12 protein-coding genes and 5 tRNA genes are annotated in these 15472 nt (G+C 74.3%); 7 read left to right on the forward strand and 10 right to left on the reverse strand.

Annotated elements, in window-relative coordinates:
- Nucleotides 1-2 precede the first annotated feature (2 nt).
- On the reverse strand, nt 3-485 hold the full coding sequence (locus tag KV381_RS05220; protein WP_030633320.1) for a hypothetical protein: 483 nt from the start codon (nt 483-485) through the stop codon (nt 3-5).
- 166 nt (nt 486-651) lie between these two features.
- On the opposite strand from KV381_RS05220, the gene KV381_RS05225 reads away from it, so the two are divergent.
- Nucleotides 652-1167: a DsbA family protein gene (locus tag KV381_RS05225; protein ID WP_030085887.1), complete on the forward strand. Its 516-nt coding sequence runs from the start codon at nt 652-654 to the stop codon at nt 1165-1167.
- Between the two features lie 57 nt (nt 1168-1224).
- On the opposite strand, the gene KV381_RS05230 is transcribed toward KV381_RS05225, so the two are convergent.
- The 3 genes from KV381_RS05230 to KV381_RS05240 all read right to left on the reverse strand — a co-directional run bounded on the left by KV381_RS05230 (nt 1225) and on the right by KV381_RS05240 (nt 3995).
- The gene (locus KV381_RS05230; protein ID WP_030085885.1) at nt 1225-2061 is read right to left on the reverse strand and encodes a GNAT family N-acetyltransferase; all 837 of its coding nucleotides are present in this window, start codon (nt 2059-2061) and stop codon (nt 1225-1227) included.
- A gap of 75 nt (nt 2062-2136) precedes the next feature.
- A complete protein-coding gene (locus KV381_RS05235; RefSeq protein WP_218787175.1) occupies nt 2137-2958 on the reverse strand; it encodes an aminotransferase class IV in 822 nt (273 codons plus the stop codon).
- Nucleotides 2958-3995, reverse strand: a complete 1038-nt coding sequence (locus KV381_RS05240; RefSeq protein WP_218787176.1) for a chorismate-binding protein — start codon at nt 3993-3995, stop codon at nt 2958-2960. Before KV381_RS05240 ends, KV381_RS05235 begins: the two co-directional genes overlap by 1 nt.
- Before the next feature lie 175 nt (nt 3996-4170).
- On the opposite strand from KV381_RS05240, the gene KV381_RS05245 reads away from it, so the two are divergent.
- The 5 genes from KV381_RS05245 (at nt 4171) to KV381_RS05265 (ending at nt 4634) form a co-directional block, all read left to right on the forward strand.
- Nucleotides 4171-4243 (forward strand) — tRNA-Gly (locus KV381_RS05245).
- 38 nt (nt 4244-4281) lie between these two features.
- Nucleotides 4282-4355: transfer RNA gene (locus tag KV381_RS05250), tRNA-Cys, on the forward strand.
- Between the two features lies 1 nt (nt 4356).
- Nucleotides 4357-4428 (forward strand) — tRNA-Val (locus KV381_RS05255).
- A gap of 36 nt (nt 4429-4464) precedes the next feature.
- Nucleotides 4465-4536, forward strand: a tRNA-Val gene (locus KV381_RS05260).
- Between the two features lie 23 nt (nt 4537-4559).
- A tRNA-Val gene (locus KV381_RS05265) sits at nt 4560-4634 on the forward strand.
- A 144-nt stretch (nt 4635-4778) separates the two neighbouring features.
- Here KV381_RS05265 and KV381_RS05270 read toward each other — a convergent pair.
- From KV381_RS05270 to KV381_RS05280, 3 genes are all read right to left on the reverse strand, one after another.
- On the reverse strand, nt 4779-5096 hold the full coding sequence (locus tag KV381_RS05270) for a zf-TFIIB domain-containing protein (protein WP_030085879.1): 318 nt from the start codon (nt 5094-5096) through the stop codon (nt 4779-4781).
- A gap of 65 nt (nt 5097-5161) precedes the next feature.
- Complete coding sequence (locus tag KV381_RS05275) at nt 5162-6175, reverse strand: phosphotransferase family protein (protein ID WP_218784751.1); 1014 nt, start codon at nt 6173-6175, stop codon at nt 5162-5164.
- A gap of 528 nt (nt 6176-6703) precedes the next feature.
- Nucleotides 6704-6910: a hypothetical protein gene (locus tag KV381_RS05280; protein ID WP_030085875.1), complete on the reverse strand. Its 207-nt coding sequence runs from the start codon at nt 6908-6910 to the stop codon at nt 6704-6706.
- A 639-nt stretch (nt 6911-7549) separates the two neighbouring features.
- Between KV381_RS05280 and KV381_RS05285 the strand changes: the two genes are divergently transcribed.
- Nucleotides 7550-8926, forward strand: coding sequence for a serine/threonine-protein kinase (locus KV381_RS05285; protein WP_218784753.1), 1377 nt, complete (start codon nt 7550-7552; stop codon nt 8924-8926).
- Nucleotides 8927-8956: 30 nt separating this feature from the next.
- Here KV381_RS05285 and KV381_RS05290 read toward each other — a convergent pair whose 3' ends face one another.
- From KV381_RS05290 to cobT, 3 genes are all read right to left on the reverse strand, one after another.
- Nucleotides 8957-9775, reverse strand: a complete 819-nt coding sequence (locus KV381_RS05290; protein ID WP_030085871.1) for an RNA methyltransferase — start codon at nt 9773-9775, stop codon at nt 8957-8959.
- Nucleotides 9776-9855: 80 nt separating this feature from the next.
- Entirely contained in the window at nt 9856-11175 is a 1320-nt protein-coding gene (cobA, locus tag KV381_RS05295) for a uroporphyrinogen-III C-methyltransferase (RefSeq protein WP_030085869.1), read from the reverse strand.
- Between the two features lie 366 nt (nt 11176-11541).
- Entirely contained in the window at nt 11542-15144 is a 3603-nt protein-coding gene (gene cobT, locus KV381_RS05300) for a nicotinate-nucleotide--dimethylbenzimidazole phosphoribosyltransferase (RefSeq protein ID WP_218784763.1), read from the reverse strand.
- Between the last annotated feature and the right edge of the window lie 328 nt (nt 15145-15472).

The raw sequence follows: 15472 nt of genomic DNA on the forward strand, positions 1-15472 counted from the left end.
TCTCAGATGCCGTGCTTCTTGAGGATCGCCTCGATGTCGCTGAAGTCGTCGCCGGGCGCGGCGGCCTCCTGCTTCTTCTTCGCCCTGGGCTGCGGCTGCGGCTTCGCGGCGGCCGCGGCGGCCGGTCCGGCGGTGGCGCCGGCGCCGAGCGAGGGGGCGGAGGCGGCCGGGGCGACCGCCTCGTTGCGCTCGGCGGCCCGCGCCGCCTTGCGTTCCGCGCGGGTGGTGCCGCTGCGGCGCTCGATGGCGCGGGTGGTCATGAACAGCAGCCAGGAGAGGCCCAGCACCCCGAAGCCGAGCCAGACGCTCGGCTTGAAGGCGATCCCGGCGACCCACTCGACGACCCCGGTCAGCACGAGCCCGATCGGGACGAGGGAGTAGGCGGCGATCCGCGTCGCCGTGAGGAACCGCTTGCGGTAGGCGGTCACCGCGGCGATGCCCAGGCCGGCCGCCGACACCGCGGAACAGATGGTCTCGGCAAGCATCAGGGCCTCCAGGCGCAGGGGATACGTCCCTTCCATCCTGCACCGACGACCGCCGCCGGGGCCACGGCGGCGGCTCACTTCAGGGACATTTCAGGGCCGGGCTCCTCCCCAGGGGGTGTGCCGGTCCCGGTTGGGACGCGCCCGCCCGGCCTGGAAGACTGGGCACATGAGCGATTCCACCCCTGCGGCACCGGTCGTCCTCGACCTCTGGTGCGATCTCGAATGCCCCGACTGCCACCGCGCCCTCGACGATGTGCGCGCCCTGCGCGCCCGGTACGGGGACCGTGTCGAGATCCGGCTGCGGCACTTCCCGCTGGAGAAGCACAAGCACGCCTACGCCGCCGCCCAGGCCGCCGAGGAGGCCACGGACCAGGGCAAGGGCTGGCCGTACGTCGAGGCCCTCCTCGCCCGCACCGACGACCTCGGCCGCGCGGGCGAGCCGCTGCTCCTGGATGTGGCGCGCGAACTGGGCCTGGACGCCGAGGAGTTCGACACCGCGCTGATCGACGGCCGGCATCTGCTGATCGTCGACGCCGACCACGCGGAGGCCAAGGCGATCGGCGTCACCGGCACCCCCACCTATGTGATCGGCGACCAGCGGCTGGACGGCGGCAAGAGCCAGGACGGGCTGCGTGAGCGGATCGAGGAGATCGTCGACCGGACCCTGGCCGCGCAGGGCTGACCGGGTACCGCCGGGCGCCGACGTGCGCGGCCGGGCACCGGCGGGACGGTCGAGCCGCTACAGCGCCTTGGCCAGGTTGTACCGCGTCGTCGTATAGCCCAGCGACTCGTACAGCCGCAGGGCCGGGGTGTTGGAGGCGAAGACGTGCAGACCGAGCCGGTCCGCGCCGCAGGCGCGGGTGGTGTCCTCGGCGAGCAGCATCAGGGCCCGGCCGTACCCCCGGCCCCGGTGTTCCTCGCGGACCTCGACGTCGAAGACGAATCCGGCCGGGCCGCCCGGCGGCAGCTCCCGCAGCGCGACCCACACATGGCCGACGACCTCCCCCGCGTGCACCAGCACGTCGAAGCGCACGCCCTCGGTGGCCAGCCCGTCCGGCAGATGGGCGGCGTGGTCGGCCTCGGACTTGCGCCGGGCCTGCTCGGGCTCCACTCCGCGGTCGATCCAGTCCTGCGCGTACGCCAGGAGCGCCTCCTGCCGCCAGGCGGCGAACTCCTCCTCGCTCATCGCGCGTGAGGTGAGGCCGGCGGGGAGCGGGGCGGTCTCCGGGCCGAGGTCCTTGACCATGTTGCGGCTGCGTTCGATGTAGCCGAGGGCGGCCGCGAGGCGGCGGGCGGGGTCGTTGTCGGCGGGGACCTCCACCCGTACCCGGGTGCAGCCCCACCCGCGCAGCACCTCTTCGGCGGCGAGCGCGGCGATGGTGCCCCTGCCTCGTCTGCGCCGGGGCTCCTCCACGCTGAGCGGGCCCAGCACCCCGGCGGTCGCGCCGAACGCGTCGTCGGTGCTGATGGCGACGGCGCCGACCGGCCGCCCGTTGTCGCACACGTCGTACTGGCGGGCCCGCGCCCCGTCGGCGCCTTGCTGAAGCGGCCCGGACGGCCGGAGTGTCGTGGTCATCAAAGGTTTGTATCCCCTGCGCGCCACCCCGTCACGCGCTTTTCCGGGTCTCCGAGGGGCCCGGCAGCGGGCCTGTTACGGGTCGAGGTCGTTGCCGGCCCGCTCGGCGAAGATCCGCATGGCCTTCGCGGTCACCGGTCCGGTCTCCGGGGTGAGCTCACGGTCGTCGACCCGGTGCACCGCCTGGATGTCGCGGAGCGTCGAGGTCAGGAACACCTCGTCGGCCTCGGCGAGGACGTCCATCGGCAGGTCGGTCTCCTCGGCCCCGGTCCACTCCACGGCCAGCGCGCGGGTGATCCCGGCGAGACAGCCGGAGGCCACCGGCGGGGTGTGGATACGGCCGTCCAGGACGACGAACACATTGGAGCCGGTGCCTTCGCAGAGGCGGCCGACGGTGTTGGGGAACAGCGCCTCGGACGCGCCCCGCTCCCGCGCCCGGGCGAGGGCGACGACGTTCTCGGCGTACGAGGTGGTCTTCAGGCCCGCGAGCGCGCCGCGTTCGTTGCGCGTCCAGGGGACGGTGATCACCGCGGTGCTGTCCGGGCGCCGGCTCACCCCGTCGAGGGCGACGACGAGGCTCGTCCCGTGGTCGCCCCGGTCCGAGCCGAGCGGGGAGAGCCCGCCGGTGTAGGTGATCCGCAGGCGTCCCAGGGCGACGGGGTTGGCGTCGACGACCGCGGCGACGGCGTGCCGGACCTCGTCGTGGTCCGGTTCGGGCAGGCCGAGGCCCCGGGCGGACCGGGTGAGGCGGTCGAGGTGCCGGGTCAGGGCGAAGGGGCGTCCCTCGCTCGTACGCACCGTCTCGAAGATGCCGTCGCCCACGGTCAGCCCGTGGTCGAGCACCGAAAGCCGGGCGTCGTCGGCGTCCCGCAGTCCGCCGTTGACCCAGATCCTCATCATGCGGTCCTTCCTGTCTCCGAATACGCGCCCGACGCTACAGCGAGCAGCCGAGAGGCCTTGAGTTCGGTCTCGTCCCACTCGCGCTCGGGATCGGATCCCCAGGTGATCCCGGCGCCGGTGCCGAACCGCAGCAGCGGGGCGGGCCCGGTCCGGTCGATCCAGAACGTCCGTATGCCCACCGCGAGCGAGGCCGTGCCCCGGTCGGCGTCGACCCAGCCGACCGCACCGCAGTACGGCCCGCGCGGGGCCGTCTCCAGCTCGGTGATGATCCGCAGCGCGCTGGACTTCGGCGCGCCGGTGACCGAACCGGGCGGGAAGGCCGCCGCGAACAGTTCGGGCCAGCCCGCGCCGTCGGCCAGCCGGCCCCGGACGGTGGAGACGAGGTGGACGAGACCGGGGTGCTTCTCCACCACACAGAGATCGGGCACACCGACGCTTCCGGTGGCACAGACCCGGCCCAGGTCGTTGCGGACCAGGTCCACGATCATCACGTTCTCGGCGTGGTCCTTCTCCAGCAGATCGTCCTCGGTCCGGCCGGTGCCCTTGATCGGCCCGGACTCCACGATCCGCCCGTCGCGCCGGAGGAAGAGCTCCGGGGAGGCGGTGGCGATCTCCACACCGTGGCCGGGCAACCGGATCGTTCCCGCGTACGGGGCGGGGTTGCCGCGGGCGAGCAGGGAGGTCAGGGCGTCGACGTCGGCCCCGGACCCGTCGCCGGGAAACGGTGCGGACAGCACCCGGCAGAGGTTGGCCTGGTAGACGTCGCCCGCCGCGATGTGTTCACGGATCCGCCGTACGCCCGCCGTATAGGCGTCACGGTCCAGTGAGGAGCTCCAGTCCCCGGCGGCGGGCCCGCGCCAGGCTCCGGGCACGGGAGGGGGCACGGCCTCCCTGCGTACGTCGGAGAAGCGGGCGCAGACGATGCGGCCCTCGAAGTCGGCGGACACCGCCCAGAAGCCGGACGAGTCGAGCGCCGCGGGATCGTGGGTCACATCCTGCAGACCGGAGGCTATGAGGCCGTCGAAGCGGGCCATGGGGGCGAGGTCGGACACGCGAATGAGTCTAGGACCGTGCGCGGTGACCTGCGTCGGGGCGAGGAGCGGGCCGGGGTCGCCGCAGCACGCTGCACAAACGCGTTTTTGTACTGGCCCAGGAATCCGCTAGAGTTCAACACGTCGCCGGGACGCGCAAGCGGAACGGGAAAGACAAGCGGACGTAGCTCAGTTGGTAGAGCGCAACCTTGCCAAGGTTGAGGTCGCCAGTTCGAACCTGGTCGTCCGCTCGCAGAAGGTGGGGGATTCTTCCCGAGCTCCCATCCCTGGTGGAGTGGCCGAGAGGCGAGGCAACGGCCTGCAAAGCCGTCTACACGGGTTCAAATCCCGTCTCCACCTCCAAGGACGATTAGCTCAGCGGGAGAGCGCTTCCCTGACACGGAAGAGGTCACTGGTTCAATCCCAGTATCGTCCACTGATCCGCAAGGATCATCGGTCCGCAAGGATCCCCGCGCGATTAGCTCAGCGGGAGAGCGCTTCCCTGACACGGAAGAGGTCACTGGTTCAATCCCAGTATCGCGCACGCAGTACACGCAGGTTCGCCCTGCGCGATTAGCTCAGCGGGAGAGCGCTTCCCTGACACGGAAGAGGTCACTGGTTCAATCCCAGTATCGCGCACCATCGAGAACCCCCGGTCGTCTCCACGACCGGGGGTTCTTTCGTCGTCGTGCGGTCCGCACCGCTCGTCCGGCTCGCGCGGTCCGTGCGCTCCGTGGCCGGAGGCCCGGCGGCTGCCGGACCACGGAGCGGACGGATCAGGAACGATCAGGAGGAGAAGAGCATCCGGCCGAAGCCCTTCTGGCGGCGGTGGCCGTAGTGCCCGCCGTGCTGCGGCGCACCCCAGGCGGGGGCGTGGGAGGCGGGAGCGGCCGGGTACGCCTGCGGGGCGGGAGGGGCCGGGTAGCCACCGGGGGCGGGGGGCGCGGGCGGGGCCTGCTGGGACCACTGGGACTCCAGGCGGGTCAGCGACTCCAGCTCGCCGTAGTCGAGGAATATCCCCCGGCAGCCGCTGCACTGCTCGATCTGGACGCCGTTGCGGTTGTACGTGTTCATCTGCGCGTGACACTTCGGACACTGCATCATCGACTCGGCTCCTCGCCCTCGTTGTGCCGTCGCCGGAATGTCTGCCCGGCCACGGTCCGTTCACCCTACGACGCGTGGTCGGTGGTCAACTCGGGCGGCAACGTAGCGATTCGGGCACAGGATTCGATCATCAACTGTTCGGGTTCGTCCGGATCGCGCTTCTCCGCGGCGCACTTGGCCAGGGCGAGCGCCGCGGTCTGCACCGTCAGCGCGCGGGCCGGTACGTCCAGTTCGGGCCAGGGGTTCCCGTCGGCGGGGACCGCGGGTCCGCCGGCGGAGCGGTAGGCGTCCAGGAAGGCGGACCAGTCCTCGGGGTCCAGGAGTCCGGCCGCGTACCAGGCGGCGGGCCGGGCGAGGTCCCACGCCGGATCGCCCGCCCCCGCGTCGTCCACGTCGATGAGCAGCCAGGGCCCGTCCGGCGCGGGATGGCGGACGAGCTGGCCGAGGTGCAGGTCCCCGTGGCAGAGATAGCCGGCCCTCGGTGCGGGCGGCGGCCCCTCGCCCCGCGCCCAGGCGGGCAGGGCACGCCAGCAGGCCAGCACCGGCAGGACGGCCGGATCACCGGGGCGGGCGGCCCGCATCCGGGCGACGGCCCGCGCCGCCTTGGCCGGTCCCCGCATCGGCGGGAGCCGGAACGGGGGCCGCGTCCGGTGGAGGCGGGCGAGCAGCACGGCGGCCTCGGCCCAGGGCGCCGCCTCGGGGTCGGTGGGGTCGACGGGCGCGCCGAACGGCCAGAGCGTCACCGGACGAGGGGTGGGCGTCGGCGGCTCGGGGAGCCCTGGCCGGCGGGAGGCGTCGGAGGGCTCCGGGTACTCGGGGGCGGTGAGCGGTGGCAGCAGGATTCCGGTCAGCTGCGGAGCGGCGGCCAGGGCGATCCGGGCCGCCAGCGCCTCCCGGTCGGTGTCGGCGGCGTGGGCCTTCGCGACGATCGCGCCGCTGCGGACCACGGTGCCGTCGGGCCGGTCCGCGAGAACCTGCGGGGGCTCGCACACGCAACGCGTCCTGGCGGAGTGGGAGAGGCGGTGCGCGAGGTCGCCCAGGTCATGGACGACTGAGGCTGAGGTCTGCGTGGCGGTCAACGGCTCCCCCGGCGGCGATCGGCCCGGCCGTGGCACCGGTCCCGCCGTGAGCGTAACGCGGGAGCGGGGGCGGCCGGCCCGGCCGGGGCTGCCGGTGCTGCCTGGTTTGCCGGTGCGGCCCGTGCGGCTGGTGTCGGGGCCGGGGCCCGGAGCGGTGGGTCAAGAAGTCCAGGGGCCAGGGCGGGGCCGGGGTCGGGGCCGGAGGCCAAGGCGGAGGCCCGGGGCAGGTCCGGAGGCCGGGACGTAAGCCGGGACTGCGGCGGAGCCGGGGCGGGCCCGGGGCGGGGCCGCTCCCGGAGGCCCGGGGCCGGAGACCGGGACATAAGCCGGGACCACGGCGGAGCCGGGCAGGACCGGAACCGGAGGCCTGGGGCCGGGCCGGGCCGGAGGCCAGTGGCCGGAAAGCGCGATGCCCGGTCAGCTCCCCAGCTGACCGGACAAACGCTGCCGTCCGCCGCACCCCCGTCCCCACGGGGCTGTTGGCCGGATGTGCGGGTCCGGACCGCTCTTCCGGACCCCGGGCGCCGCTCAGCGCCCCAGCATCACCGCCACGGACGACGCCTGTGTGACCACCGCGTCCCAGCCGCCGAAGACGACCACGAGCAGGGCCGCCAGGGGAAGGACCATCGCCGTCGCCACCAAGGGGTGACGGGTGCCGGACGAGCGGCCGCCGAACGCGGCGTACGCCTTGCGTCCCTGCATACGGACCATCGTCCGCGTCGCCGTGTCCGACATGGTTCCTCTCCTGACCTGATGGGGGGCGGCGGGCGTGTGACCTCGGGGGACGAGTGCTGCGCCCGCCGCTTGACCTCAACATTAGGTAAGCGGCGGGAACAGGGCGTCATGCCCGCGTACCGAATCCCGGGCCTCCCGGAGGATGAGCCGTCGTCGATCGGCGTACTCCCCTGGGTGGAGACGGGCCACCGCGGGTTGGGGTCATCCCGGAGGGGACACCGAGGCCTGGCCGGATGACTGCGCGCCGCCTGTCCTGATCGCGTCCTTTCCCGTCCGCCGGCCTCGCGACAGCGACCATCGGGTGACTTCACTCACGCCTCCGCGCCCCGGCAGGCGCTCGCGAGGGCGCGGGGGCCGCCGGGGACACCGCCACCCCGTATGCCGGGGCGGCGGTCGCGGCCTCCGTGGCGACCGTGTCCCGGCGTTCCCGTAGTGATCCAATCCCCCTTGTCCGACGGCCCCTTGAGCAGGCGGCCCGGCCGAGGGGCCCGGATTCGCCGTGTCCTGACCCCTCTTCATCTCTCCCGTACGGCACGGACAATCGAATCCCCGGCGAGGGCGCGGCCTCTGAGCGCGCCGGGCGCGGGGTACGTAAGCTGTGCCTCGTCAGGCGGACCAGGCAGCGGGGATGGGCAGACGATGGCGATGATGCGGCTCCGGCGCGAGGACCCGCGTCTCGTCGGCTCGTTCCGGCTGCACCGGCGGCTCGGCGCGGGCGGCATGGGCGTCGTCTACCTCGGCTCCGACCGGCGCGGCCAGCGCGTCGCGCTCAAGGTGATCCGGCCCGACCTCGCGGAGGACCAGGAGTTCCGTTCGCGGTTCGCGCGCGAGGTGTCGGCGGCCCGGCGGATCCGCGGCGGCTGCACGGCCCGGCTGGTGGCCGCCGATCTGGAGGCGGACCGCCCGTGGTTCGCGACGCAGTACGTGCCCGGCCCCTCGCTGCACGACAAGGTCGCCGAGGAGGGCCCCCTGGCCGCCGCGGAGGTCGCCTCGATCGGGGCGGCGCTCTCCGAGGGCCTGGTGGCGGTGCACGAGGCGGGAGTGGTCCACCGCGACCTGAAGCCGTCGAACATCCTCCTCTCCCCCAAGGGCCCCCGGATCATCGACTTCGGTATCGCCTGGGCGACCGGGGCGAGCACGCTCACCCACGTCGGTACGGCGGTGGGGTCGCCCGGCTTCCTCGCGCCGGAGCAGGTCCGCGGCGCGGCCGTGACGCCCGCGACGGACGTCTTCTCGCTCGGCGCGACACTGGCGTACGCGGCGATGGCCGACTCCCCCTTCGGGCACGGCAGTTCCGAGGTGATGCTGTACCGCGTCGTGCACGAGGAGGCGCAGCTTCACGGGGTGCACGACGCGTTGGCCCCGCTGATCAGCGCCTGTCTGGCGAAGGATCCGGAGGAGCGGCCCAGCACGCTGCAACTGTCCATGCGGCTCAAGGAGATCGCGGCGCGCGAGGCGCAGGGCCTGCACGAGAGCCGGCCGCCCGTCCAGCGCTCCGCCCAGGAGGCCGACCGGCCGACCGGGCGGATGGCCGATCCGTACGCCGAACAGCACACCCGCCGCGCGGAAGGCCCGTCCGCCTCCCGCCCCCAGCCGGGCAGGCGCGGGGCGCCCGCGCGTTCGGGGCCGCCGCGCACCGGTGGCTCGCGCCCGCAGCAGGCGTCGCGCAACACGACGCGTTCGGGTGGGAAGGCCGGGAAGCGGCAGGGCGCTCCGGCCGGGACGAACGGGCGGCCCGGGACCCGTTCCGGGGGCCGCACGACCTCGGCGGGGCGGCGTCCGGCCAATCCGCGGCTGCTGCGGCAGCGGCTGGTGGTGTTCGTCGTGGTGACCCTGCTGGTGGCACTGGGCATCGCGGCGGCGCAGGGCTGCCAGGGGCCGGCGCGAGGTCTGGGCGGGAGCGGGCAGCGGGAGCGGGCGCCGCGGGCACTGGTCACGCAGGGCGTGGAGGGTACGCAGGCCGCGGGGGCGGTTCAGGCCGCGCGGACCGCGCAGGGCGCGGCCACGTCGTTCTGACGCCGGGCCCCCGGCGCGGGCGGTTCGGGCTCAGTTCTCCGGTCGGCCCGTGGCCACCGCGTAGAAGGCGACCGCCGCCGCCGCGCCCACGTTCAGCGAGTCGACGCCGTGCGCCATCGGGATGCGGACCCATTCGTCGGCGGCCATCAGCGCCCGGGTGGACAGCCCGTCGCCCTCCGCGCCGAGCATCAGCGCCACCCGCTCCAACCGGTGCGGGGCCGCCTCGTCGATGCTGGTGGCCTTGGCGTCCGGGGTGAGGGCGAGGAGCCGGAAGCCGGCCTCCCGTACCGTTTCCAGTGACTTGGGCCAGGCTTCGAGCCGGGCGTAGGGAACGGAGAAGACCGCGCCCATGGAGACCTTGACCGAGCGCCGGTAGAGCGGGTCGGCGCAGTCCGGGGAGAGCAGGACGGCGTCCATGCCGAGCGCGGCCGCGCTGCGGAAGATGGCGCCGATGTTGGTGTGGTCGTTCACCGATTCCATGACCACCACCCGGCGTGCGGTGGCGAGCAGTTCGTCGGCGACCGGCAGCGGCTTGCGCTGCATGGAGGCGAGCGCCCCGCGGTGGACGTGGTAGCCGGTGACGCGTTCGGCGAGCTCGGGGGCGACGGCGTACACCGGGGCCGGGACCTCGTCGATGACGTCGCGCATGACGTCGACCCACTTGGCGGAGAGCAGCATGGACCGCATCTCGTACCCGGTCTGCCGGGCGCGCCGGATCACCTTCTCGCCCTCGGCGATGAAGAGGCCCTCGGCGGGTTCGCGTCGTCGGCGCAGCTCGACGTCGGTCAGGCCGATGTAGTCGCTCAGCCGCGGGTCGTCGGGGTCGTCGACGGTGATGATGTCTGCCACAGGGTGATACTGCCTTGTCCGGTGTGTGGTGCCAACGTCTGGGATCGAGATCCCTGTAACCGCGGGTTACTTCGCCGTGGTCACTCGGCCCGGTCCGGGGCGGTCCTCGGTGCGGAGTCGGGGCCGACCGCGACGACCTCGCCGATCACGATCACGGCGGGCGGGCGCACGTCCTCGGCGACCGCGCGTTCGCCGACGTCCGCGAGGGTCGCGTCGACCCGGCGCTGGGCGGCGGTGGTGCCCTCCTGGACAAGGGCGACCGGGGTGGCCGGGTCCTTGCCGTGGGCGATCAGGGCGGCGGCGATGGCGCCGATCTTGTCGACGGCCATCAGCAGGACGAGGGTTCCGCGCAGCCGGGCGATGGCCTCCCAGTCGACCAAGGAGCGCGGGTCCTCGGGCGCGACATGACCGCTGACCACGGTGAACTCATGCGCGACGCCTCGGTGGGTGACCGGGATGCCGGCCGCTCCGGGCACGGAGATGGTGCTGGAGATGCCGGGGACGACCGTGCAGGGGATGCCTTCGGCGGCCAGCGCCTGGGCCTCCTCCATGCCCCGGCCGAAGACGAACGGGTCGCCGCCCTTGAGCCGGACCACGGACTTGCCCGCCTTGGCGTGCTCGATGAGCGCCTGGTTGATCGCCTCCTGGGCCATGAACCGCCCGTACGGGATCTTCGCGGCGTCGATCACCTCGACGTGCGGCGGGAGTTCGTCGAGCAGGTCGCGGGGGCCGAGGCGGTCGGCGATGACCACGTCGGCCTCGGCGAGGAGGCGGCGGCCGCGCACGGTGATCAGGTCCGGGTCGCCGGGGCCGCCGCCGACGAGGGCGACACCGGGGGTGCGGGTGCGGTGGTGCGGGGCGGCCAGGGTGCCGTCGCGCAGGCCTTCGACGATGGCGTCGCGGATGGCGGCGGAGTGCCGGGGGTCGCGGCCCTGGGAGGTGGTGGTGAGGACGGCGACGGTCACGTTCTCGCTGCGGCCGGTGGCCGGGGTCCAGGCGGTGGCGGCCTCGGCGTCGTCGGACCGGACGCACCAGGTGCGGGTGCGCTCGGCCTCGGCGGACGCGGCGTCGTTGGCCGAGGTGTCGGAGGAGGCGATCAGGGCGTACCAGGTGTCGGCGAGGTCGCCGTCCTGGTAGCGGCGGCGCTCCCAGCGGATCTCCCCGGCGTCCGCCATGGCCTCGACGGAGGGCGTCGCGGAGGGGGAGATCAGGGTGATGACGGCACCGGTGGCGATGAGCTGCGGCAGCCTGCGCTGGGCGACCTGGCCGCCGCCGACGACCACGACGCGGCGGCCGTGCAGGCGCAGGCCCACGGGGTACGCGGGGTGGTCGGCGTGGTCGGTGCGACCCGCGTGGTCGGCGTGACCTGAGCGGTCGGCGTGGTCTGCGGGCTCGGCCATGGCGGTACGGCTCCTCGTGCGGGTGCTGCGTTCTGGGCCGCTGCGGCGGTGGAGCGGCTGTGACGTGCGGAAAGCTTGGTCCGGGTGGGGGACACGATACGGGGTGGGGGTGGGGGGCGGCCTGGGGCGGGGCGGAGTGGGGGCGCCTGCGGCGGGCCTTCTCCCCTGCCCCGCCCCTTCCCGAAACCGGGGCGCTGCCCCGGGCCCCCTTGTCCTCGAGCGCCGGACGGGCCGGGCTTCGGGGCTCCGCCCCGGACCCCGCTCCTCAAACGCCGGAGGGGCTGGAAGGGGAACGCCGGAGCGGAGCACCAGGGGTGGAGCTCCGTAGCGGCCGGAAAGGGGGCGCCGGACCGCTCGGTGAGTGTTTTACTTTTCCGTTACGCCTGCCGAGTCGAACGTCGCCACCTCGTGCATCGCGCGCGCCGCGCTCTGCACGATCGGGAGCGCCAGCAGCGCGCCGGTGCCCTCGCCCAGGCGGAGGTCGAGGTCGACCAGCGGGCGCAGGCCCAGCTTGTTCAGTGCGGCGACGTGGCCGGGCTCCGCGCTGCGGTGGCCGGCGATGCAGGCGGCCAGGGCCTCGGGGGCGATGGCCCGGGCGACCAGGGCCGCCGCGCCCGCGCTCACGCCGTCCAGGACCACCGGCGTACGCAGGGAGGCTCCGCCGAGGAGGAAGCCGGCCATCGCCGCGTGCTCCAGACCGCCGACCGCCGCGAGCACGCCGATCGGGTCGGACGCGTCCGGCTGGTGGAGGTCGAGCGCACGGCGTACGACGTCGACCTTGCGGGCGTGCATCTCGTCGTTGATGCCGGTCCCCCGGCCGGTCACCTCGGAGGCGTCGATCCCCGTGTACACGCAGATCAGCGCAGCCGAAGCGGTGGTGTTGGCGATGCCCATCTCGCCGGTGAGCAGGGCCTTGTTGCCCGCCGCCACCAGGTCGCGGGCGGTCTCGATGCCGACCTCGATCGCGGCCAGGACCTCCTCGCGGGTGAGCGCGGGGCCCGTCGTGAAGTCCGCCGTACCCGGGCGCACCTTGCGGGGCAGCAGGCCGGGCGTCGCGGGCAGGTCCGTGGCGACGCCGACGTCCACGACGCAGACCTCCGCGCCCACCTGGGCCGCGAACGCGTTGCAGACGGCTCCGCCGCCCAGGAAGTTCGCCACCATCTGGGCGGTGACCTCCTGCGGCCAGGCGGTGACGCCCTGAGCGTGCACCCCGTGGTCACCGGCGAAGATCGCGACGGCCGCGGGCTCCGGGATCGGCGGCGGGCACATCCGGGAGAGCCCGGACAGCTGGGCGGAGATGATCTCCAGCATGCCGAGCGCCCCGGCGGGCTTCGTCATCCGCTTCTGGCGTTCCCACGCCTCGCCGAGCGCCTTCGCGTCCAGCGGGCGGATCGCGGAGATCGTCTCCTGGAGCAGGTCGTGCGGCTCGGCGCCGGGCAGCGCGCGACGGCCGTACGTCTCCTCGTGGACGACCCAGGACAGCGGCCGGCGCTTGGACCAGCCCGCCTGCATCAGCTCGGGCTCCTCGGGGAACTCGTCGACGTAGCCGACGCAGAGGTAGGCCACGACCTCCAGGTGCTCGGGCAGGCCCAGCGCCCGGACCATCTCCCGCTCGTCGAAGAAGCTGACCCAGCCGACGCCGAGCCCCTCGGCGCGGGCCGCCAGCCACAGGTTCTCCACGGCCAGGGCCGAGGAGTAGGGGGCCATCTGCGGCTGGGTGTGGCGGCCCAGGGTGTGCCGGCCGCCCCGGGTCGGGTCGGCGGTCACGACGATGTTGACCGGGGTGTCGAGGATCGCCTCGATCTTCAGTTCCTTGAACTGCTTCGCCCGGCCCTTGGGCAGCGACTTGGCGTAGGCGTCGCGCTGGCTCTGGGCCAGTTCGTGCATGGAGCGGCGCGTCTCCGCCGAGCGGATCACGACGAAGTCCCACGGCTGCGAGTGGCCGACGCTCGGCGCGGTGTGCGCCGCCTCCAGCACCCGGAGCAGCACCTCGTGCGGAATGGGGTCGCTGCGGAAGCCGTTGCGGATGTCCCGCCGCTCGCGCATGACCCGGAGCACCGCTTCGCGTTCCGCGTCGTCGTACCCGGGGGCGGGCGGGGTGGACGCCTCGGCCGACCCCTCGGGCTGTGGTGCCGGCTCGGTCCGCGGCTGCTGCGGCGAGTCGGTGCTGTCCGCCGTCCCGGTGTTCTGCGGTGCGTCGGTCTGCGGCTGCTGCGGGGCAGTGGCCGGTGTCCGCTCGGCGAGTTCCGGCTCCAGCGGTTCCGGAAGCTCCGGCGTCTCGATGACCTCGGGGCCGGTGCCGTCCTCGGCGTCGGGCGCGGCCACGTGAGCGGCTGCTGTTGCGTCCGCCGCTCCGTCTGCCGTCCCGTCTGCCGTTTCTGCCGTCGTCGCCTCTGCGGGCTCCGGGGCCGGGGCGGCTTCCTGCTCCGTTACGGGGAGTTGCTCGGCGGGCTCCGCGGGCAGTTCCGCAGCCGGCTGCGGCTGTACGGGCTCGGGGGCGAGCGGCGCGGCCACCGGCTCCGGAGCCGCGACGGGCGTGACCGCCAGGGCCGGCTCGGGGGCCGGCTCGACGGGCAGCTCCTGCTCGGGCTGCGCCACCGGCTCGGGCTGTACCACCGGCTCGGCGACCGGCTGTTCCGGTGCCGGGGCCGGGGATTCGGGGGCCGCGGCGTGCACCGGGGCGGCCTGCGCCTCGGCCTCCGGGGCCGGCGCCTCGGGGGCGGGGGTCACCTCGTCGGCCAGGGGCTGAACAGGAGCCTCCACCGGGGTCTCCGGCTGGGCCGCCTCGGGCTCCGGGACGACGACCGGACCGGCGGGGGGCAGCTCCACGGCGGCCGGCTCGGGAACGACCGTTTCTGCCGGGACGGCCTGCGGGGCGGGCTCGGTCTCCAGGGCCGGCTCGGGCTGCGGGGCGGGCTCTGCCTGCGCGACCGGCTCGGGCTGCGTCACGGCGGCGGGCTGCACGGGCTGCTCGCTCAGCTGCTCCGGCTGGATCGGCTGCTCCGGCTGGATCAACTGCTCCGGCCGGTCGGCCGGGGCCGCCGGGGCGGACACCGTGACCGGCTCGGCCGCCTGTACCGGCGGGACCGTCTCAACCGGCTGCTCGACCTCGGCCACCGACTGCGCGGCCTCAGCGGCAGCCGCGGGCTCGGCGGCCGCCTCCGGCTCCGCGACCGGCTGCGCGGCCTCGACAAGCTGCTCGGGCTGTACCACCTGCTCCGGCTGCTCCACCGCCTCGGCGGGCACGGGCACCGTCTCCGGCTGTGCCTGCGGCGGCTGCGCGCCCCACGGGGCGCCGGCCTGCGGCGGGATCTCGCCCAGCTGCGGGCCCGGCAGCGTCGAGGGGTCCTCGGCCGGGGCGTCGAAGTACTCGGGCCCCGTCGTCGGCGGGCCCGCGTGGCGCGCGGGGGCGGTCCTGGTGGCTCCGGCGGGGCCGCGGTCGGCCAGCGAGCGCACGACGCCGCCCTGCGTACCGCCGCCGTACGACGGAGGGTCGGCGGCGGCCGGGCCCCGGTGCAGAGGGCGGCGGGCGGGGGCGGCGGCCGCGTGCGCGCCGACCGGCGCCGGCGCGGGCGCCGGGATGCGTACGCCGTTGAGGTCCACGGAACCGGAGTCGCGGCCACCGGACTCATGAGTTCCGTGCGGCTCGGCGGGGGCGGGCGCGGGGGCGGCCTGTGCCTGCTGCGCCGGGAACTGCGGCTGGGGCTGCTGCGCACCGTGCTCGGGCCCGGAGGGCTGTGCCGCGACAGCGGCCGACGCGGCGGGCTGGCCGGGTGCGGGGGCCGGGGCGGCCTGCGGGTCGCTCCAGGCGCCCTGGGAGGTCGGCATCAGGAGAAGGTCGTCGTCCTCGGTGGTGTGCTCGGAGGGGTCGAGGAAGGTGTACGCGTCCGGGGCGGGGATGCCCGGCTGCTCCACCATGCCTGCGTTCTCCGGCAGTCCCTCGCCCGGGATCTGGCCGGTGTCAGTCATGCGTACCCCTCGCCCATCGTCAGTGCTCCTTCGGCCCTTCGCCCGGGACGCCGAACCACGGCACGCCGGTGCTCGTCATCAAGAACGAGCGGGCTCGCCGCGCGGCACGAAACGCCCGCGGGTCTTCCTATTCTCGCGGCCGTTCGCCGCCGCGACAGGCAGTTCTGCCACGGCTCACTGTGGACTGCGCCACGTTGCGCGTCCCCCGGTTGGTGCCGTACCACAGTGCGGACCAAAACGGTCCACTTTTCCGGACATTGACGAACGAAGCGACGAACGGCCGGGCGCGGTACAACAATCGGCCAGCCTACCTCGCGTACCGGGCCGA

Source organism: Streptomyces sp. WY228 (assembly GCF_019287315.1).
Lineage (GTDB): Bacteria > Actinomycetota > Actinomycetes > Streptomycetales > Streptomycetaceae > Streptomyces > Streptomyces caviscabies.

Coding starts and splice junctions, on each gene's coding strand:
- KV381_RS05285 (WP_218784753.1), top strand. CDS start 7,550: ATGGCGATGATGCGGCTCCGGCGCGAGGACCCGCGTCTCGTCGGCTCG.
- KV381_RS05240 (WP_218787176.1), bottom strand. CDS start 3,995: ATGGCCCGCTTCGACGGCCTCATAGCCTCCGGTCTGCAGGATGTGACC.
- cobT (WP_218784763.1), bottom strand. CDS start 15,144: ATGACTGACACCGGCCAGATCCCGGGCGAGGGACTGCCGGAGAACGCA.
- cobA (WP_030085869.1), bottom strand. CDS start 11,175: ATGGCCGAGCCCGCAGACCACGCCGACCGCTCAGGTCACGCCGACCAC.
- KV381_RS05230 (WP_030085885.1), bottom strand. CDS start 2,061: ATGACCACGACACTCCGGCCGTCCGGGCCGCTTCAGCAAGGCGCCGAC.
- KV381_RS05235 (WP_218787175.1), bottom strand. CDS start 2,958: ATGAGGATCTGGGTCAACGGCGGACTGCGGGACGCCGACGACGCCCGG.
- KV381_RS05225 (WP_030085887.1), top strand. CDS start 652: ATGAGCGATTCCACCCCTGCGGCACCGGTCGTCCTCGACCTCTGGTGC.
- KV381_RS05270 (WP_030085879.1), bottom strand. CDS start 5,096: ATGATGCAGTGTCCGAAGTGTCACGCGCAGATGAACACGTACAACCGC.
- KV381_RS05280 (WP_030085875.1), bottom strand. CDS start 6,910: ATGTCGGACACGGCGACGCGGACGATGGTCCGTATGCAGGGACGCAAG.
- KV381_RS05220 (WP_030633320.1), bottom strand. CDS start 485: ATGCTTGCCGAGACCATCTGTTCCGCGGTGTCGGCGGCCGGCCTGGGC.